Annotated in this window: 14 protein-coding genes and 1 tRNA gene; 10 read left to right on the top strand and 5 right to left on the bottom strand. The window is 71.0% G+C overall.

Features of this window, described 5'->3' with window-relative positions:
- From nadD to CQ393_RS09365, 4 genes are all read left to right on the top strand, one after another.
- On the top strand, window positions 1-705 hold the full coding sequence (gene nadD, locus CQ393_RS09380) for a nicotinate-nucleotide adenylyltransferase (protein ID WP_343199908.1): 705 nt from the start codon (window positions 1-3) through the stop codon (window positions 703-705).
- Between the two features lie 58 nt (window positions 706-763).
- A complete protein-coding gene (rsfS, locus tag CQ393_RS09375) occupies window positions 764-1,177 on the top strand; it encodes a ribosome silencing factor (protein ID WP_153191289.1) in 414 nt (137 codons plus the stop codon).
- A 74-nt stretch (window positions 1,178-1,251) separates the two neighbouring features.
- Window positions 1,252-1,722 (top strand): 23S rRNA (pseudouridine(1915)-N(3))-methyltransferase RlmH, encoded by a 471-nt coding sequence (rlmH, locus tag CQ393_RS09370; protein WP_153191288.1) that lies wholly within the window; start codon window positions 1,252-1,254, stop codon window positions 1,720-1,722.
- 24 nt (window positions 1,723-1,746) lie between these two features.
- Window positions 1,747-1,823: transfer RNA gene (locus CQ393_RS09365), tRNA-Asn, on the top strand.
- A 322-nt stretch (window positions 1,824-2,145) separates the two neighbouring features.
- Here the strand turns inward: CQ393_RS09365 and CQ393_RS09360 are convergent.
- The 3 genes from CQ393_RS09360 to CQ393_RS09350 form a co-directional block, all read right to left on the bottom strand.
- Window positions 2,146-4,956, bottom strand: a complete 2,811-nt coding sequence (locus CQ393_RS09360) for a TonB-dependent receptor (protein ID WP_343199907.1) — start codon at window positions 4,954-4,956, stop codon at window positions 2,146-2,148.
- 182 nt (window positions 4,957-5,138) lie between these two features.
- Window positions 5,139-5,804, bottom strand: coding sequence for an energy transducer TonB (locus CQ393_RS09355; protein WP_153191287.1), 666 nt, complete (start codon window positions 5,802-5,804; stop codon window positions 5,139-5,141).
- Between the two features lie 200 nt (window positions 5,805-6,004).
- Window positions 6,005-6,739, bottom strand: a complete 735-nt coding sequence (locus CQ393_RS09350; RefSeq protein WP_153191286.1) for an SIMPL domain-containing protein — start codon at window positions 6,737-6,739, stop codon at window positions 6,005-6,007.
- A gap of 201 nt (window positions 6,740-6,940) precedes the next feature.
- Between CQ393_RS09350 and CQ393_RS09345 the strand changes: the two genes are divergently transcribed.
- From CQ393_RS09345 to tldD, 4 genes are all read left to right on the top strand, one after another.
- Window positions 6,941-7,513, top strand: a complete 573-nt coding sequence (locus CQ393_RS09345; protein ID WP_153191285.1) for a Maf family nucleotide pyrophosphatase — start codon at window positions 6,941-6,943, stop codon at window positions 7,511-7,513.
- Window positions 7,514-7,517: 4 nt separating this feature from the next.
- Window positions 7,518-9,008, top strand: a complete 1,491-nt coding sequence (gene rng, locus CQ393_RS09340; RefSeq protein WP_153191284.1) for a ribonuclease G — start codon at window positions 7,518-7,520, stop codon at window positions 9,006-9,008.
- A 136-nt stretch (window positions 9,009-9,144) separates the two neighbouring features.
- On the top strand, window positions 9,145-12,972 hold the full coding sequence (locus CQ393_RS09335; RefSeq protein ID WP_153191283.1) for a YhdP family protein: 3,828 nt from the start codon (window positions 9,145-9,147) through the stop codon (window positions 12,970-12,972).
- Between the two features lie 52 nt (window positions 12,973-13,024).
- Window positions 13,025-14,470: a metalloprotease TldD gene (gene tldD, locus CQ393_RS09330; protein WP_153191282.1), complete on the top strand. Its 1,446-nt coding sequence runs from the start codon at window positions 13,025-13,027 to the stop codon at window positions 14,468-14,470.
- 34 nt (window positions 14,471-14,504) lie between these two features.
- On the opposite strand, the gene CQ393_RS09325 is transcribed toward tldD, so the two are convergent.
- Both CQ393_RS09325 and yjgA read right to left on the bottom strand, forming a co-directional pair.
- On the bottom strand, window positions 14,505-15,464 hold the full coding sequence (locus tag CQ393_RS09325; protein WP_153191281.1) for a hypothetical protein: 960 nt from the start codon (window positions 15,462-15,464) through the stop codon (window positions 14,505-14,507).
- 85 nt (window positions 15,465-15,549) lie between these two features.
- Entirely contained in the window at window positions 15,550-16,158 is a 609-nt protein-coding gene (gene yjgA / locus CQ393_RS09320) for a ribosome biogenesis factor YjgA (RefSeq protein ID WP_153191280.1), read from the bottom strand.
- Window positions 16,159-16,371: 213 nt separating this feature from the next.
- Between yjgA and pmbA the strand changes: the two genes are divergently transcribed.
- Together pmbA and CQ393_RS09310 are read left to right on the top strand one after the other, a co-directional pair.
- The gene (pmbA, locus tag CQ393_RS09315; protein WP_153191279.1) at window positions 16,372-17,736 is read left to right on the top strand and encodes a metalloprotease PmbA; all 1,365 of its coding nucleotides are present in this window, start codon (window positions 16,372-16,374) and stop codon (window positions 17,734-17,736) included.
- A 96-nt stretch (window positions 17,737-17,832) separates the two neighbouring features.
- On the top strand, window positions 17,833-18,198 hold the full coding sequence (locus CQ393_RS09310; RefSeq protein ID WP_153191278.1) for a DUF4870 domain-containing protein: 366 nt from the start codon (window positions 17,833-17,835) through the stop codon (window positions 18,196-18,198).
- The last annotated feature ends 329 nt before the right edge of the window (window positions 18,199-18,527 follow it).

Genomic DNA, 18,527 nt, shown 5'->3' with positions numbered 1-18,527 from the left:
GTGCTCCCCGCGCCGGGGCCACGCCGAACGCGGCCTGCTTCCGAACTGCTGCTGATCTACGGCGGCACCTTCGACCCGGTCCACAACGGCCACCTGGCCATCGCCCGCCGCGCCCGCGACGAACTGCACACGCCGGTGCGGATGATGCCCGCCGCCGACCCGCCGCATCGCCCGCCGCCGGGCGCCGACGCCGCGCAGCGCACGCGCATGCTGGAACTGGCGATCGCCGGCGAAGACGGCCTGCAGCTCGATACCCGCGAGCTGCGCCGCGCCGCCCGCCAGCCGGGCGTACCGTCGTGGACCGTGGATACGCTGCGCGAGATCCGCAACGAGACCGGAGCCGATGCGCCGGTGGCGCTGCTGATGGGCGCCGACAGCCTGCTGGGCCTGCCGACCTGGCATGAATGGGAACACCTGCTCGAGCTGGCGCATATCGTCGTGGCCGAGCGCCCCGGCAATGCGCTGGACGGGCAGTTGCCCGGGGTGCTGGCCACGCGGCTGCGCGATGCCTGGGCCGACGCGCCGGCATGCCTGCGCGCGCGGCCGGCCGGCCGGGTCTGGCGCCTGCGCCAGCCGCTGCAGGCCGAATCGGCCACCGCCGTGCGCGGCCTGATCGCCGCCGGCGGGCACTGGCGCGGCCTGGTGCCGGCCGCGGTCGCCGGCTACATCGCCGCCCATCACCTCTACGGCTGCGCCGCGGCGTGAATGCCGGGCGGGGCCGGGTTCTCTATAATCGCCCCTTCATTCATCGAGTTCCGCCGCTTTGACCACCGAAGCCCAAGTCATCAAGACCCAGTTGCCCAATCCGCCGCCGTCCGTTCCCGCCCTGCTGGCCTCCGTGCACGCGGCGCTGGAAGAGCTCAAGGCCAAGGACGCCGTGGAGATCGACGTCCGCGGCAAGTCCAGCGTCGCCGATTACCTGGTCATCGCTTCGGGCACCTCGACCCGCCACGTCAAGTCCATCGGCGATGAAGTGGTGCGTTTCGCCAAGGACTTGGGCGTGATGCCGCTGGGCGTGGAAGGCGAGCGCGAGGCCGAATGGGTGCTGGTGGACCTGGGCGACGTGATCGTGCACGTGATGCTGCCGCGCGTGCGCGAGTTCTACGCGCTCGAGCGCCTGTGGACGGTGGGCGACCAGCCACCGTCGTCCGACGGGGAAGAGCAGGAAGCCGGCTGACCTATCCGGCGATTGCCTCGCGACGGCGCCGCAGGGCGCCGTCTTCGTTTCGACGCCGTGCCGGGAGAGGCGCCATGAAAGCCAGACTGATCGCCACCGGGGAACGCGCGCCGTCATGGGTGGCGCAGGGGTTCGCCGAATACCAGAAGCGCCTGTCGCACTGGCTGCCGCTGGAACTGGTGGAGATCGAGCCGGGCCTGCGCGGCAAGGGCCGCGACCCGAAGCGGGCCATCGAGGACGAGGGCCGGCGCGTGCTGTCGGCGCTGCCGAAGAATCCCTACGTGGTGGCGCTGGACGTGCCCGGCCGCCAGCTCAGCTCCGAACGGCTCGCCCAGCGCCTGGAACACTGGCGCGCGCAGGGCCGCGACCTCGCGTTCCTGATCGGCGGCCCGGAAGGGCATTCGCCCGAGGTGTCGGCGATCGCCGACGAGACCTGGTCGATCGGCCCGCTGACCCTGCCGCACATGCTGGTGCGGCTGGTGGTCGCCGAGCAGCTGTACCGGGCGGCCGCGATGCTGGCCAATCACCCCTACCATCGGGCATGACAAGCGTATAGAATGCGCGTCCCCGCCCGAATAGCTCAGCCGGTTAGAGCACTTGACTGTTAATCAGGGGGTCGTTGGTTCGAGTCCAACTTCGGGCGCCAGAATTCGAAGGCCTGCATCGCACGATGCAGGCCTTTTTTGTTGTCCCGGAAAACCGCCGGGGAGATTCTGCGGTTCCGGCAAGGAGAGCGGAAACGCCGCGCTTGCTACCGGCATCGCGCCGCGGCCTGGCCGGATCGGGAAGCCGCTTTCAACACCGGCGGTGCCTGCCGCATGCGACGGTTTCCCTTCCATGCGGTCTGCGTGCGCATGCCGTAGCAATCGCGCGTGGCCGATCCCGTCGCGCCCGGGGCGTGCGCCGCATCCGCACCGCGGAAGCCCGGGATGAGCGGGCTTCCGCGGCCGACATGATCCGGGAGCGGATCAGTTGAAGGTGTACTTGGCGCCGACGGTGAAGTAGCGGCCGATGGCGCCGCTGTAGTGCAGCGGGTTGTAGTTGACCGCGCCATAGGTGGCCGGGTCGAGCGGGGCGATGCGGTCGAACACGTTCTGCACCGAGGCGCTCAGTTCCAGCGCGTCGGTGACGTTCCAGCGCCCGGACAGGTCGAAGGTGGTGAAGGAGGGGATCGTCTCCACCGGCGTGCCGTCGGCGTAGAAGGACAGGTAGTCGCCGCCGCGCTCGTCCTTGTTGTCCATCTTGCCGATGTAGTTGACGATGCCGCTGAGCGACCAGGCATCGTGGCTCCAGGTGGCGCCGAAGTTGGCCCTGTCCTTGGGGGTGCCGATGCAGTTGGTCACGTCGCAGTTGCCGTGGGTGCCGGCGTATTCGTGGGTGACGCCGCCGTCGGTACGCTCGAACTTGCGGGTGTGGCTCCACTGCGCGTCCAGGCGCAGGTCGCCGGCCTCGCCCAGCGCGATGTCCTGGCGCAGATCCACGTCGACGCCTTCCACCTGCGACTGGGCGGCGTTCACGTAGGAGGTGTTCACCGCCAGGATCGAGCCGGTGCCCGCGACGCCGTTGAGCAGGTTGGAGTCGCGCAGCACGTCGCCGGCGGCTATGGCCGCGTCGGTGTCGCCCTGCGCGATTTCGTTGGTGCGCTCGATGCGCCACGCGTCGATCGTGACCGAGGTGGTGCGGGTGGGTTGCAGCACGATGCCCAGCGAATAGCTCTTGGACTCTTCCGGCTCCAGGTCGGGGTTGGGCTTGGTGATGATCGCCACCGGCTGCAGGCCGCAGTCGGCCTGGGTGGCGCCCGGTGCGGGGGTGCCGTCGGGGCAGCGCACCGGATCATTGGCGCGCGAGAACGCGGCCAGTCCGCCGTCGCCGTTCTCGGCCGGGTTGGGGGCGCGGAAGCCTTCGGCATAGGTACCGCGCAGGGCGAACCATTCGGCCGGCGTCCATTTGAAGCCGACCTTGGGCTTGACCGCGTCGTCGCCGCTTTCGTACTTGTCGTAGCGGACCGCGGCGTTGAGTTCCAGCTGCTCGAGCACCGGCGCGGATAGTTCGGCGTAGGCGGCGTACACGTTCTGCGTGCCGTCGTAGGCCGAGTAGCCCAGGCCGATGATGTCGCCCTGGTCGGTATAGGTCTGCGGGGTCAGCGAGTTGCTGGTCTTGCGCCACTCGGTGCCCAGCGCCAGACCCAGCGGGCCGCCCGCCAGGTCGGCCAGCACGCGCGATACCTTGAAGTCGAACATGTCCAGTTCGCTCTTGGCGCGGGCGCTGATGGTCGGGGAGATGTAGTCGTACAGGCTCTGCGGGTTGCCCTCCGCGCCCTGGCCCAGGTTCCACACGCCGGCCGCGCAGTCCGGATCGGACAGCACGCATTTCACCGCGCTGTAGCGCAGGAATCCGGTGCGCTCGTTCAACAGGCTGGTGCTCGAGTGCAGGTAGGCGGTGTCGTAGTCCCAGTCGCCCCAGATGCCCTTGACCCCGGCCAGGAAGCGGATGAACTCGTTGGTGTTGTTGGTCACGCGCGGGCCGACGTCGAACGCCGAATAGCGCACGCGTACCGGGACGCCATAGGGATTGTCCGGATGGTCGGCGCCCAGCATGATCGCGTCCGGCCCGCTGTTGGCGTTGACCGGGCCGCCGGGGTAGCCCCAGCTGCCGGAAATGTTCGAGGGCGTGTTGCGGAAGGTGGTGCTCTTCTTGGAGTAGCCCATCTCCACGTAGACCTCGGAGCTGTCGCCGAAGGCGAACGTGGCGCGGCCGAACACATTGGCGTACTTCTCCTCCGGCGCGAGGTCGCGGAAGCGGGTGGCGTCCCACACGCAGCCGCCGCGCGGGTCCTGCGGCGACACCGACGACAGCGCCGCGCAGCCCGGCAGGCTGGTGATGGTGCTGTCGTCGGGCGAGTAGACGCTGCCGGTGGGCGAGGAACCCTGCCCGGCGGTGCCGTTGAAGGCGCCGGCGAGGAACTGGCTGCCGTCGATGTCGTAGCCCCAGCGGCGCAGGTCGCCGGTGCCGATCCACTTGCGGTCGCGGCGGTCGGAGGTGCGGATCGCATCGCTCTTGCCCACGTCCAGGCTGAAGAAGGCGTTCCAGCCGTCCTCGGCCAGGCTGCCGGTGCCGGCGGTGAGGGTGGCTTTGCGCTGGTCGCCGTCGCTGTCGCCGGACAGGCCGTAGGAGCCGCGCAGGATGGCGCCGGTGAAGTCCGAGCGCAGGATGATGTTGACCACGCCGGCGATGGCGTCCGAACCGTAGATGGCCGAGGCGCCGTCCTTGAGCACGTCGATGCGCTCCACCGCGTCCAGCGGGATGGTGCTCAGGTCGGTGAACACCTTCTGGCCGTCGTCGGCCAGGCCGTAGGTGGCCATGCGCCGGCCGTTCAACAGGATCAGGGTGGAGCCGGCGCCGAGGCCGCGCAGCGAGATGCCGGCGCCACCGCCGGCGAAGCCGTTGCCGAAGGTCTTGGGAATGGAGCCGGAGCCGTCGGCGGTCAGGGTCTGCAGGTATTCGCCAACGTTGTTCTTGCCGGTGCGGTCGATCTCCTGGCGGGTGATGACCTGGACCGGCGAGGGCGTCTCGGTGTCGGTGCGGGGGATGTTGGAGCCGGTGACGGTGACGCGGTCGAGCGTGGTCGGCTTCTCCTGCTGCGCCTGCGCCATGGCCGCGGGGGCGGCCAGGCCGAATGCGGCTGGAACCAGCAGCAGGCGCGCAAGGCCGGTCGAGAGGGATTCGCAGAGGGCGGTGTGGCGGCACGCGGGCCGCCGATGTTGGGTCGGATGTTTCACGGTCTTCTCTCCAGGGGAACTGCGGCGAAGAGGCCGCCGATAGGCGGCCGGGGGACATCGACGGCCGCGAATCTAGGTTTTCCCGGGGTGAGACAACGGTGAAAAATCGATTAATAGGCGCGGTTGCGCAGAGGGTCCGCAAGGAAGCGTTCAGCTGCGCTTCCCTGCGGACCGCATGGGCCTCAATTCAGCTTGAAATCGACCGGCACCAGGCCATAGGCCTGCACCGCGCGTCCGTTGTCGGTGGCCGGCTGGAACGTCCACTGGCGCAGCACCTGGCTGCGTGCGGCATTGTCCAGGCTGCGGTTGCCGCTGCTGCGTTCGACGCTCACTTCCAGCGGCTTGCCGTCGACGCCGACCAGCACGCGCAGGGTCACCGTGCCCTGCGCGCCGACGCGAAGGGCATCGCGCGGATAGGCCGGAGCGGGCGCGTGCAGGTAGCGCAGCTGCACGCCCACCAGCGGCGCGGGCGCTGCGATCGAATCGGCGACCGGGCCGGTATCGGTGGGCGTGCCGGATTCGGCCGGCTGCGGGATGACCGCCTCGGTGGCGAAGACCGGCATCGGCGCGTTCTCCACCGGCGCGGGCAGGGCGTGGGGCGTGGGCGGTGGCGCGTGCTTCACCACCGGGACCGGCGTCGGCGGCGGAGGCGTCGGTACCACCGGGACGATGTCCGGCAGCTGCCAGCGCGGTTCCGGGACGACGGCGTCGCTGCGGATGGGAACCTGCGACAACGGGATCAGCAGCAATCCGGCCGCCAGCGCGTGCAGGGCGATGGCCGTGCTGTAGGCGAGGATACGCGAGGTATCGAAACGGATCGGGGAAATGCCGGGCTGCGTGCGGACCATGTGCCACCTCCTGCGTGGGTGTGTGCTGGAGAACAACGCTCGGTGACGCCGGCCGGGGTTGCGATGGTTCCGGCCCGCGTGCGGCCAGTGCGCCTGCAAAGCGGCGATCCGGCAAGCGGGGCCGGATTTCCCGGTCAGCCGCCAGACAGGAAAACGGCGCCCGCAGGCGCCGTTTCCAGGGATCGGGATGTCGGCGAGGATCAGCGGCCCAGTTCGAACACCACGTCCAGGTTCACCGACAGCGTGGTCTCGCCCGGCGACACCGCCGTGTCCATTTCGGCCTTGGCCGAACGCGCCATCGCCATCATCGGCATCGGCGGGCGGAAGCCGCCGTTGCCGCCTTCGGAGATGCTGACGATGCGGCGCACGCGCAGGCCCAGCGACTTGGCATAGGTCTCGGCGCGGGCCTGGGCCTTCTTCAGCGCGGCCACGCGCGCCTCGTCGTACACCGGCTCGGGCTGGTCGATCTCGAAGCTCGGGCCGTTGATCTGGTTGGCGCCCTGCGCGGCCAGGCTGTCGAGCACCTTGCCCAGCTTGGCGATGTCGCGCACCTTCAGGCTGACGGTGTTGCTGGCCTGGTAGCCGGTGATCTTCGGCGCCTCGTTGTCGGCGTAGCGGTACTGCGGGCTGAGGTTGATGCCGCTGGTCTGGATGTCGCGCTCGGCGATGCCGGCGGCCTTGACCGCGGCCATCACCTTGTCCATCTGCACCGCGTTCTCGCGCATGGCGGTATTGCCGTCGACGGCCTGGGTGACCACCCCGGCCGACAGCGTGGCCACGTCCGGCACGCGCCGCGCCTCGGCCTGGGCGGAGATGTTGAGCAGGGTGGCGTCGCTGGCCACGATGGCCGGTGCGTTCTGGGCGTGGGCGGTCATCGGGGCTCCCGAGGCGAAGGACAGGGCGAGCAGCAGCGGGGCGAGTGCGGAATGGCGCATGTGGATCCTCCTTGGATGGATGCGAGGTTGGTTCGGGAGCGATGAACGGGCGGTGAGGCCGGCCGGGGTCGAGGACGCGGCGCCGGCTTTGCCCGCGGTTCAGCCGGGAACGGGCGAAGCGTAGGCGGGAATGGCGGTCCGTGGCGAGCGGCGCGCCTGCGGCAGGCGCCGGCCGCAACGGGCGCGGGTTATGCTTCGCCGATGCTCTATCTCGCTTCCCGCTCTCCCCGCCGCAACGAACTGCTCGCACGCCTGGACATTCCGTTCCGCACGCTGGACCTGGACGTACCAGAAATCCGCGGCGCCGACGAAGCGCCGGCGGCCTACGTGCGCCGTGTCGCGCTGGACAAGGCGCGCGCCGGCCTGGCGCTGGCCGCCGCCGACCCGCAGGCCATGGTGCTCGGTTCGGACACCGAAGTGGTGCTGGGCGACCGCGTCTATGGCAAGCCCGCCGACGCCGCCGACGCCGCGGCCATGCTGCGTTCGCTGGCCGGGCGCAGCCACCAGGTCGTCACCGCGGTGGCGCTGGTGGCGCCGGGGCGCGAGGAACTGGTTGTCGTCGAATCGGAGGTGACGTTCGCGGCGATGGCCGAGGACGAGATCGCCGCCTACGTCGCCAGCGGCGAGCCGATGGGCAAGGCCGGCGCCTACGCCATACAGGGCGGCGCCGAACGCTGGATCAGCCGGCTCGCGGGCAGCTATTCGGGCGTGATGGGGCTGCCGTTGCAGCAGACCGCCGCGCTGCTGCGCGGTTTCGGCGCAGGGAAGGATTGAACGGATGTCCGAAGAAATACTGGTGAACGTCACCCCGCGCGAAACCCGCGTGGCGGTGATCGAGAACGGCATGCTGCAGGAGCTGCACATCGAGCGCGGCTGGCGCCGCGGCGTGGTCGGCAACATCTACAAGGGGCGGGTGCAGCGGGTGATGCCGGGCATGCAGGCGGCCTTCGTCGAGGTCGGGCTGGAGCGCGCCGCGTTCCTGCACGCCAACGACGTGGTGCGGCCGGCGCCGGTGGCCGCCGACACCGAGGAGACCGCGCCCAGCCTGCCGCTGCCCTCGTCGGTGCCGATCGTCGAGCTGCTGCGCGACGGCCAGGACGTGGTGGTGCAGGTGGTCAAGGACCCGATCGGCAGCAAGGGCGCGCGCCTGACCACCCAGGTCAGCATTCCCTCGCGCTACCTGGTGCTGCTGCCGCAGTCGAAGATGGTCGGGGTGTCGGCGCGGATCGAGGACGAGGCCGAGCGCGCCCGGCTCAAGGCGCTGGTGACCGAGATCTCCGCCCAGCACGGCGGCTACGGCTACATCGTGCGCACCAACGCCGAGGGCCAGCCGGCCGAGGCGCTGGCCGAGGACATCTCCTACCTGTCGCGGGTGTGGAACGTGGTCGAGCGCCGCGGCCGCGAGGCGCCGCCGCGCAGCATCATCTACGAGGACCTGAGCCTGCCGCTGCGCTCGGTGCGCGACCTGATCCGCAAGGACGTGGAGAAGGTGAAGGTCGACTCGAAGGAAACCTTCGCCCAGCTGCAGGCCTTCGTCGCCAAGTACATGCCGGTGCTGGCCGAGAAGCTGGAGCTGTACACCGGCGACCGCCCGATCTTCGACCTGTACGGCGTGGAGGACGAGATCGGCCGCGCGCTGGACAAGCAGGTGCCGCTCAAGTCCGGCGGCTACCTGGTCATCGACCAGACCGAGGCGATGACCACCATCGACGTCAACACCGGTTCCTTCCTCGGCCAGCGCAACCTGGAAGAAACCGTGTTCCGCACCAACCTGGAGGCGGCGCAGGCGGTGGCGCGGCAGCTGCGGCTGCGCAACCTCGGCGGCATCATCATCATCGACTTCATCGACATGGTCGATCCCGAGCACCGCCGCCAGGTGCTGCGCACGCTGGAGAAATCGCTGGCGCGCGACCACGCCAAGACCACCGTCTACGACTTCTCGCCGCTGGGCCTGGTGGAAATGACCCGCAAGCGCACGGTCGAGAGCCTGGAGCGGCAGCTGTCCGAGCCCTGCCCGGAGTGCAGCGGGCGCGGCAGCATCAAGACCACCGAGACGGTGACCTACGAGATCTTCCGCGAGATCACCCGCGCGGTGCGCCAGTTCGACGCCGCGCGGCTGCTGGTGATCGCCTCGACCAAGGTGGTGGCGCGCATCACCGACGAGGAGTCGGCGGCGGTGGCCGAGCTGGAGGAGTTCCTCGGCAAGAGCATCCGTTTCCAGGCCGACGACCAGTACCTGCAGGAACAGTTCGACGTCGTGCTGCTGTAGCGCTGCGCCGGAGGCCGCCGGCCGCTGACGGCGGCCCGCGGTGGCGGGGAGGCCGGCCGTTGCATTGCGATTCCGGCTGCCACAGGCATTCTTTCCCACTTCCGTCCCGATCTTCGTCCTCCGGTCCCGTTTCCCGATGCCCGTGCTGTCGCGCTACCGCCTCCGCCACCTGCGCCGCCATGCGATCTACGCGCTGGCCGTGGTGCTGGTGGTCGTGGCCGTGCTGGTGGGCAGCCTCAACCAGCTGTTGCCGCTGGTCGAGCGGCACCCGGAAAAGGTGGCTGCCTGGCTGAGCGAACGCGCCGGCCAGCCGGTGGCGTTCGACCGCATGGACACCGCCTGGACCCGGCGCGGCCCGCTGCTGCGGCTGGACGGCCTGCGTATCGGCCAGGGCGACGGCGTGCGCATCGGCCAGGCCGAGGTGCTGGTGTCGCTGTATTCCGGACTGCTGCCGGGCGCGCCGCTGACCGAGCTGCGCCTGCGCGGGCTGGCGCTGACCCTGCAGCGGGCCGACGACGGCCGCTGGTCGGTGCGCGGCCTGCCCAGTGCCGGCGACGCTGGCGACCCGCTGGAAACCCTGCGCCGGCTCGGCGAGCTGCAGGTGATCGGCGGCCGCCTGCGGCTGCACGCGCCTTCGCTGGGACTGGAGGCGGAGCTGCCGCGGATCGATCTGCGCCTGCGCGTGGACGGCGAACGGGTGCGCGCCGGCGCCCGCGCCTGGATCGACACCGAGGCCGCGCCGCTGACCGCGGTGCTGGATTTCCAGCGCCAGCGCGGCGACGGCACCGCCTGGATCGCCGCCGCGCCGGCCGACCTGTCCGCATGGAGCCCGCTGCTGCACTTCGGCGGCATCGACGTGCGCCACGGGACCGGCACGATCCGCAGCTGGGTGGCGGTGAGCGATCACCGCGTGGCCTCGGTCATCGCCGACGCCACGCTGGAGAAGGTGGAACTGGCGGGCGCGCCTTTCGCCACCGGCGGCACCGCGCCGACCGCCGGCTTCGACAGCCTGCGCCTGCGCGCGCGCTGGCGGCATGACGGCGACGATTGGCGCATGGACGCACCGCAGCTGCGGGTCGCCACCGGGAACGGCGGCACGCAGGTACTCGACGGCCTGCATCTGGGCGGCGGCCGCGACTTCGCGCTGCGCGGACGACGCATCGACGCGACCCCGCTGCTGCGGGTGGCCGCGCTCAGCGATGCGGTGGAGCCGGGGCTGCGGCAATGGCTGTACCGCGCCGCGCCGGTCCTGCGCCTGGCCGACGTGGACATCGCCGGTCGCCTGGGCGGTGCCGTGCGCGGCGCCGGCGAACTGGAGGAAGCCGCGTTCACGCCGGTGGACGGCAGCCCGGGCCTGAGCGGCCTGCGCGGGCATTTCGAGGGCGACGGGCAGGCGGTGGCGCTGCGGCTGCGCCCGGGCCAGCCGCTGCGTTTCGACTGGCCGAGCGGTTTCGGCGTGGTCCACGACCTGCAGCTGGACGGCCAGGCCGTGGCCTGGCGCGAAGGCGCCGGCTGGCGCGTCGCCACGCCGGCGATGCGCGTGCAGGGCAACGACTACGCGGCCGACGTGCGCGGCGGGCTGTGGTTCCAGGGCGACGGCACGCGGCCGTGGATCAGCCTGGCCGCGCAGCTGGACGACGTGCCGATCGCCGCGGCCAAGGGCTTCTGGGTGCGCTCGCACATGAGCGTGGCGGCGGTGCGGTGGCTGGACGAGGCGCTGGTGGACGGGCACCTGCGCGATGGCTTCGGCCTGGCGGTGGGCGACCTGGACGACTGGCCCTTCGACGGCAACGACGGCCGCTTCGAGGCCGGCGGCCGCATCGACCAGGGCACCCTGCGCTTCTCGCACGGCTGGCCGGCCATGACCGGCGTCGATGCCGACGTGGCCTTCATCGCCAACGGCTTCGCGCTGCAGGGCAGGGGCAACCTCGGCGGGGTCAAGGTCGACGCCTTCCGCGCCGGCATCGCCGATTTCCACGAATCGCGCCTGACCGTGGACGCGCGCACCGTGGACGACAGCAGGCACCTGCTGGCGCTGCTGCGGCAGAGCCCGCTGCAGGCCGACTACGGCCCGACCTTGGACGCGCTCAGCGCCAGCGGGCCGGCGGCGGTCAACTTCGGGCTGTCGCTGCCGTTGCACGGCGGTGCCGGGCAGGTCAGCGGCGATGTCGAACTGCGCGGCGCCACCCTGGCCGACAGCCGCTGGGACCTGCGCCTGGACAACGTGCGCGGCAAGGCCGAGTACGGCAGCGGCGGGTTCCGCGCGCCGGCGTTGCAGGTCCGGTACAAGGAACACGATGGCGTGCTGGCGCTGGGCGCGGGCACGCCGGTGGCCGATCCGCGCAATGCCTTCGAGGCCGAACTGACCGCGACGCTGGGCGCGGCCGACCTGCTGCAGCGCGCACCGGAGCTGCAGTGGCTGCAGCCCTACATGCACGGCACCTCGCGCTGGACCATCGGCGTGACCCTGCCCAAGGTGCCCGAGGGCAGCCGCAGCGAACCGCCGACCACGCTCAGCCTGCGCTCGGACCTGCAGGGCACGCGCCTGCAGCTGCCGGCGCCGCTGGACAAGCCGGCCGCCGACGTCCTGCCGACCCGGGTGACCGCCAGCCTGCCGCTGGGCAGCGGCACCACCGAGGTCGCCTTCGGCCGGCGCATGGCGCTGGCCGCGCGCGTGCAGAACGGCAGGACCGGGGTGCAGGTGACCATGGGCAGCGACCGGGTGAGCCGCGAGCCGCCGGCCGACGGGCTGGTGATGGACGGCCGCACGCCGTCGCTGGATGCGCTGGAATGGATCGCGCTGGCGCGCGGCGGCAGCGCGGGCGAAGGCGGGGGCGACGACGGGCTTGCGCTGAAACAGGTGGACGTACTGGCCGACCAGCTGCTGCTGGTCGGCGGCCGCTTCGAGCAGACCCGCCTGCGCCTGCGGCCGGGCAACGGCGCGGTCGCGGTGCAGCTGGAAGGGCCGGCGCTGGCTGGCGACCTGGTGGTGCCCGAGGCCGCGGGCGGCACTGTCAGCGGCACGCTGGCGCGCGTGCACTGGCAGGCGGCGACGGCCGTGGCCGGCGAGGCCGGCGACCATCCGGCCGACCCGGTGAACCCGGCGAAGATCCCGCCGCTGGCGCTGGACATCGGCGACCTGACCTTCGGCAAGGTCGTGCTGGGCCAGGCCACCGTGCGCACCCGCCCGCTGGCCGATGGCCTGCAGGTGTCGCAGCTGCAGTTCCGTTCGCCCAAGCAGGCCATCGACGTGACCGGGCAATGGCGCGGCACCGGCGCGCAGGCGCGCACGCGGTTCGAGGCGGCCGTGCACAGCGAGAACCTGGGCGGGCTGCTGGACAACCTGGGCTACGGCGGGCAGCTGCGCGGCGGGCAGGGGCAGCTGCAGTTCAACGCCGGCTGGGACGGCGCGCCGGCCGCCTTCAACCTGGCCGGGCTGGAAGGCACGCTGGACATCAACCTGCGCAACGGCCAGATCCTCGAAGTCGAACCGGGCGCGGGGCGGGTGCTGGGCCTGCTCAGCGTCGCCCAGCTGCCGCGCCGGCTGATGCTGGATTTCCGCGATTTCTTCTCCAAGGGCCTGGCGTTCAACCAGGCCGAAGGGCAGGTGATGTTCGGCGACGGCCTGGCCCGCACCGACAGGATCGGCATGCAGGGCCCGGCGGCGGACATCGCCATCCGCGGCCAGGCCGACCTGCGCGCGCAGCGTTTCGACCAGACCATCGAGGTCAACCCGCGTTCGGGCAACCTGCTGGCGGTGGTCGGCGCCGTCGCCGGCGGCCCGGTCGGCGCGGCGGTGGGCGCGGCCGCCAACGCGGTGCTGGGCAAGCCGCTGGGCGAGATCGGCGCCAAGACCTACCGCGTCACCGGGCCATGGTCCGACCCCAAGGTGGAAGTGATCGACCGCGACGCCCCGCGCCTGCCGCCGCCGGCGGTGAGCCCGGCACCCGCCGGCACGCCCTGACCGTTTCTGCCGCATGCTTGCGAACCGCAGGCCTGCCCCCATCTGGAAAGCCATGACCGACACCGCCCTGATGCTCGCCGAATCCCGCCTGCTGCTGCCGGCCGGGCTGGACGCCAACCGCCTCGACCGCACCTTCGGCACCCTGCTGGGCCCGGGCATCGATTTCGGCGACCTGTATTTCCAGCATTCGCGGCGCGAGAGCTGGAGCGTGGAGGACGGCATCGTCAAGGACGGCGCCCACTCCATCGAACAGGGCGTGGGCGTGCGCGCCATCGCCGGCGAGAAGACCGGCTTCGCCTATTCCGACGACATCCAGCCGGCGGCGCTGCTGGCCGCGGCGCAGTCGGCGCGGGCGATCTCGCGCGACGGCGGCACCTGCAACGCCAGCGCGCTGGTGCGGGGCGGCGCGCGCGCGCTGTACCCGGCGCTCGATCCGGTGGACAGCCTCGGCAACGAGGCCAAGGTGGACGTGCTCAAGCGCCTGGACCGCTACCTGCGCGCGGCCGACCCGCGCGTGCAGCAGGTGATGGTGAGCCTGTCCGGCGGCGTGGACACGGTGCTGGTCGCGCGCAGCGACGGCGTGCTGGGCGCGGACGTGCGCCCGCTGGTGCGGCTGAACGTGCAGGTGATCGTCAAGCAGGACGGCCGCCGCGAATCCGGCTACGCCGGCGGCGGCGGGCGCTACGGCTACGAGGAACTGTTCGCCGACGGCCGCCCCGAGGCCTTCGCCCGCGAGGCGCTGCGGCAGGCGCTGGTGAACCTGGAGGCGATCCCGGCCCCGGCCGGGGTGATGCCGGTGGTGCTTGGCCCGGGCTGGCCCGGCGTACTGCTGCACGAGGCGGTTGGCCACGGCCTGGAAGGCGACTTCAACCGCAAGGGCACCAGCGTCTACGCCGGCCGCATCGGCGAGCGCGTGGCATCGAAGGGCGTGACCATCGTCGACGACGGCACCCTCGACGGCCGCCGCGGTTCGCTCAACATCGACGACGAAGGCACGCCGACCCAGTGCACCCCGCTGATCGAGGACGGCATCCTGGTTGGCTACATGCAGGACACGCTCAACGCGCGGCTGATGGGCGTGGCGCCGACCGGCAACGGCCGCCGCGAGTCGTTCGCGCACATGACCATGCCGCGCATGACCAACACCTACATGCGCGCCGGCAGCCACGACCCGCAGGAAATGATCCGCTCGGTGAAGAAGGGCCTGTACGCGGTCAACTTCGGCGGCGGCCAGGTCGACATCACCAGCGGCAAGTACGTGTTCTCGGCGACCGAGGCCTACCTGATCGAGGACGGCAGGATCACCGCGCCGGTGAAGGGCGCCACGCTGATCGGCAACGGCCCGGAAACCATGCAGAAGGTGCGCATGGTCGGCAACGACCTGGCGCTGGACGAAGGCGTGGGCATCTGCGGCAAGGATGGGCAGAGCGTCCCGGTCGGCGTGGGCCAGCCGTCGCTGCTGATCGACGGGCTCACCGTGGGCGGCACGCAGGCCTGAGCCGCGTGCGCCCGGCAGGCAGGTGCTGTGGGGCTCAATCCTCGCCTGCCGCCAGCGCGGCCAGTTCGTGGGCCAAGCGCTCGCGCAGCGCCGCGCCCTGCAGCCTGGGCAGCTGCGCCAACGGCAGCTCGCGGCCGATCCGGCGCGCGACTTCCAGGCCGACGAGGTAGCCGCCGCGCGCCGGCCACGGCCCGGTGGCGCCTGCGCTGAAGAAACGCAGCGCATCGGCTTCCCGGGTGGAATCCAGTACGGCAAGGATCGCAGCGGCCAGTTCGCGGCGCGTGGCCGCGTCGGCGCCGGCCAGATGGACGTCGTCGAGCAGCACGTGCAGCAGCGCCGCGTCGGGATTGAGGCGTTCGCTCACGTAGCTCGCCACGCCTTCGGTCCACAGCATCGCGTACACCGGGGGCGCCGGGTCCAGCATCGCCTCCGGCGCGATCTGGGACTGGTAGAGATGGAAGGATTCGTGGTCCAGGAATACCGCCAGGTCCGGCGAGGTGCCGTGGTAGCGCACCAGCCCGTCGGCGCCGATGAACAGCGGCAGCTGCCCGTCGCCGGGTTCGAGGTGGCCGTCGAAGGCGAACAGCGATGGCAGCAGGTAGATCGGGGCGCGGGTACGGTCGAAATCCGGGAAGGCGTCGGCGAAGCGCCGGGCGTGCGCCGCGTAAAGGTCAGGGAAGCCGGCGACGATCCGCCGCACGTCGGCGGCCATCGCGTCGAAGTCGGGCAGCCAGCGGGCGATGCGTTCGGTGCGGGGTTTCAGTCCGGCCGCGGCATAGATGGCGTGGTGCGGGGCGAAGAAGCCGTCCTGCAACGCCTGCGCGCGGTCGGCCGCGCCTTCGGCCCGCGTGTAGGCCTTCCAGAAATCGGGCATCAAATCGACGTAGCCCGCCTCCCCGGGCGGGTTGCCGCGGGAGATGCCGGCGCGCACGGTCGGCAGGTGCAGGGCGGAGCCGGCGAGGGCGGCCAGCAGGAGCGATCGTCGTGTGGGCATGCTGCCTCCGGGCTGCGGGAAGGGGAGCGGCGGCATGCCGCCATGCGTCGGCGCCCGGCCGAAGCGGCTGCTGTGGGCGCGCGGGTCAATCGCGCCCGTCGTCCTCGTTGGCGTCATCGATGCCGTCGGGCAGGCCGTCGGCCTCCTCGTCCGGGTCGCCCGCGGCCGCCGATTGCGCCGGTATCACCAGCTCGCGCAGGACCTGGTAGATCTCGCGGAACGCGCGCGGCGGCTTGTTCTTCGCCTTCTCGGCCAGCGCGTTGCGCACCAGCGTGCGCAGCTGCTGGCGGTCGGCGCCGGGGTATTCGTCGAGCAGTTCGGCCAGCGCGGCGTCGCCCTCGGCCAGCAGGCGCTCGCGCCAGTGCTCGACGCGGTGCATCAGCGCCACCGCGCGCTTGGAGGTCTCGCTGTTGGCTTCTAGCGCATCGCGGATGGCGTCCAGCACGGCGTCGTCCTCGCGGCGCATCTGCTTGGCCAGGAACGCCAGCTGGCGCTTGCGCGCGCCGTGCGAGGTGATGCGCTTGCTGTACTCGATATGCCCGAGCAGGTCTTCGGGAATGGGCAGGCGCGCGAGCTGCGCGGCCGTCAGTTCCACCAGCTTCTCGCCCAGCGCCAATATTTCCAGCGCCTCGCGCCGGTTCTGGCTGCGGCTCTCGCTGAAAAATTCGCCGGTATCTTCGTCGCGTCCGCGCATTGCCCTGTTACTCGATTAAAGTTCGTGTGTACCCGCCAGCTGCCGCGGAAAGCCCCTCTCCCGCCGGGAGCGGGGTTGGAGTGAGGGGCAATGGAGTCCGGATGCTTCAAGCATCGCTGGTTCCGTTCGCCCCTCATCCGGCGCTTCGCGCCACCTTCTCCCGAGGGGAGAAGGGAACGGCAGGCATGGCTGAAGACCTGAAAGGATAAAGCATTGAACACCATCACCACCGGAACCTTCGCCGCCGACGACAGCCTGCAGCGGCTGGAACAGCTGGCCGGCATCTCGCAGCGGCTGCTGGAAAAGGCCCGCGCGCTGGGCGCCAGCCAGGCCGAGGTCAGCTGCAGCGAGGACCGCGGCCTGGACGTGAACGTGCGCCTGGGCGAGGTGGAGACGGTCGAGTCCACCCACGACCGCGGCATCGCCGTCACCGTGTACTTCGGCCAGCGCAAGGGCAGCGCCAGCACCGCCGACCTGCAGGAAAGCAGCCTGGAGGCGACCGTGGCCCAGGCCTGCGCCATCGCCCGCCATACCGAGGACGACGCGGCCGCCGGCCTGGCCGATGCCGCGCTGATGGCGCGCGATTTCCCCGACCTGGACACCTGGCATCCCTGGGCGCTGGAAGCCCACCACGCCGTGGACCTGGCCCTGGCCTGCGAAGCGGCCGGGCGCGCCGATGCCCGCATCGCCAATTCCGATGGCGCCTCGGTGGCCACCGCGCAGAGCCTGTCGGTCTACGCCAACTCGCACGGCTTCATCGGCCGTGAGCGCAGCAGCCACCATTCCATCGGCTGCGCGCTGATCGCCGGGCAGGGCGACGGCATGCAGCGCGACGGCTGGTACAGCAGCGCGATCGCGCGGGCCGACCTGCAGGACCCGGAGGCCATCGGCCGGCGCGCGGCCGAACGCACCGTGGCCCGCCTGCAGCCGCGCTCGCTGCCGACCGGGCAGGTGCCGGTGCTGTTCGCCGCGGAAGTAGCGCGCTCGCTGATCGGCCACCTGCTGTCGGCCGTTTCCGGCGGCGCGCTGTACCGGCGCGCCAGCTTCCTGCTCGACAGCGCCGGCACGCAGCTGTTCCCCGACTGGTTCGCCATCGACGAGCGGCCGCTGCTGCGCCACGGCCTGCGCTCCTGCGCGTTCGACGGCGAGGGCGTGGCCACGCGCGATTCGGCGCTGGTGAGCGGCGGCGTGCTGCAGCGCTACGTCCTGGGCAGCTACTCGGCGCGCCGGCTGGGCCTGCAGACCACCGCCAACGCCGGCGGCGTGCACAACCTCAAGGTCGCGGCCAATGCCGGCGACCTGCCGTCCATGCTGTCGGGTATGGGCACCGGCTTGCTGGTCACCGAACTGATGGGGCAGGGCGTCAACGGCGTGACCGGCGACTACTCGCGCGGCGCCGGCGGCTTCTGGATCGAGAACGGGCAGATCGCCTGGCCGGTGGATGGCATCACCATCGCAGGCAATCTGAAACAGATGTTCGCCACCATCGAGGCGGTGGGCAGCGACGTCGATACGCGTTCGCACGTCTCGACAGGATCGATCCTTGTCGGGAGAATGACGGTCGCGGGCGACGATTGACGTATTCTTCGGCAGCCGCCGCCGCGGGGCATCCAGGGGACCGCCGATGACAGCCATCCCACTCATTCCATAAGACCAAGGGTAAAGGGAAACACCATGAGCGATTACGAGAACAGCACTCCGCCGGCGGCAGGCAACGGGTCCGACGACAACACCATTGCCATGCTGGTGCACCTGTCGGGCATCATCCTGGGCTTCATCGTGCCGCTGATCATGTGGCTGGTGAACAAGGACAACCCGCAGAAGTCGTTCCTCACCGACCAGTCCAAGGAAGCGCTGAACTTCCAGCTCACGCTGCTGGGCGTCTACATCATCGGCACCATCCTCTCGATCATCCTGATCGGCGCGCTGATCAACCTGATCGCCTGGATCGCCTGCATCGTGCTCAGCATCGTCGCCGGTCTGGCGGCCAACAAGGGCCAGGCCTACCGCTATCCGTTCGCGATCCGCCTGATCAAGTAATCCGGCGTAGGCGCGACGAAAAAAGCCCGGGTTTCCCGGGCTTTTTTTTTTGGTCTATCGCCACTTGCCGGCAGATCGGCTGGCGCAGGAATCCCTCTCCCGTAGTGCGGAGCATCGCCCCGCCGGGCATTGCCCGCCCGGCTTCGTCGGCGTTACCCGGCGCTACAGGGCCCAGCCACCTCGCAGATGCGGGGCTTGCCCCGCACGAAGCCTTCCGGTGACGCAGCCGGCGAGTCCGGCACCTGCGGGCGCGCGCTCACTGTCCGGGCCGAGGCCCGGCAACCGGCGATGGGCCTTTATCTGTTGCGTCGTCTGGAACGCGCCGGAGC

The organism is Stenotrophomonas sp. MYb238 (assembly GCF_009496535.1).
Taxonomy (GTDB): Bacteria; Pseudomonadota; Gammaproteobacteria; order Xanthomonadales; family Xanthomonadaceae; genus Stenotrophomonas.
This window is presented reverse-complemented; position numbering and strand designations above follow the sequence as displayed.

Bases quoted from the DNA above. Each gene is read 5' to 3' on its own strand.
- rlmH (WP_153191288.1), top strand. From the start codon at position 1,252: ATGAAAGCCAGACTGATCGCCACCGGGGAACGCGCGCCGTCATGGGTG.
- CQ393_RS09355 (WP_153191287.1), bottom strand. From the start codon at position 5,804: ATGGTCCGCACGCAGCCCGGCATTTCCCCGATCCGTTTCGATACCTCG.
- CQ393_RS09350 (WP_153191286.1), bottom strand. From the start codon at position 6,739: ATGCGCCATTCCGCACTCGCCCCGCTGCTGCTCGCCCTGTCCTTCGCC.
- CQ393_RS09345 (WP_153191285.1), top strand. From the start codon at position 6,941: ATGCTCTATCTCGCTTCCCGCTCTCCCCGCCGCAACGAACTGCTCGCA.
- rng (WP_153191284.1), top strand. From the start codon at position 7,518: ATGTCCGAAGAAATACTGGTGAACGTCACCCCGCGCGAAACCCGCGTG.
- CQ393_RS09335 (WP_153191283.1), top strand. From the start codon at position 9,145: ATGCCCGTGCTGTCGCGCTACCGCCTCCGCCACCTGCGCCGCCATGCG.
- tldD (WP_153191282.1), top strand. From the start codon at position 13,025: ATGACCGACACCGCCCTGATGCTCGCCGAATCCCGCCTGCTGCTGCCG.
- CQ393_RS09325 (WP_153191281.1), bottom strand. From the start codon at position 15,464: ATGCCCACACGACGATCGCTCCTGCTGGCCGCCCTCGCCGGCTCCGCC.
- yjgA (WP_153191280.1), bottom strand. From the start codon at position 16,158: ATGCGCGGACGCGACGAAGATACCGGCGAATTTTTCAGCGAGAGCCGC.
- CQ393_RS09310 (WP_153191278.1), top strand. From the start codon at position 17,833: ATGAGCGATTACGAGAACAGCACTCCGCCGGCGGCAGGCAACGGGTCC.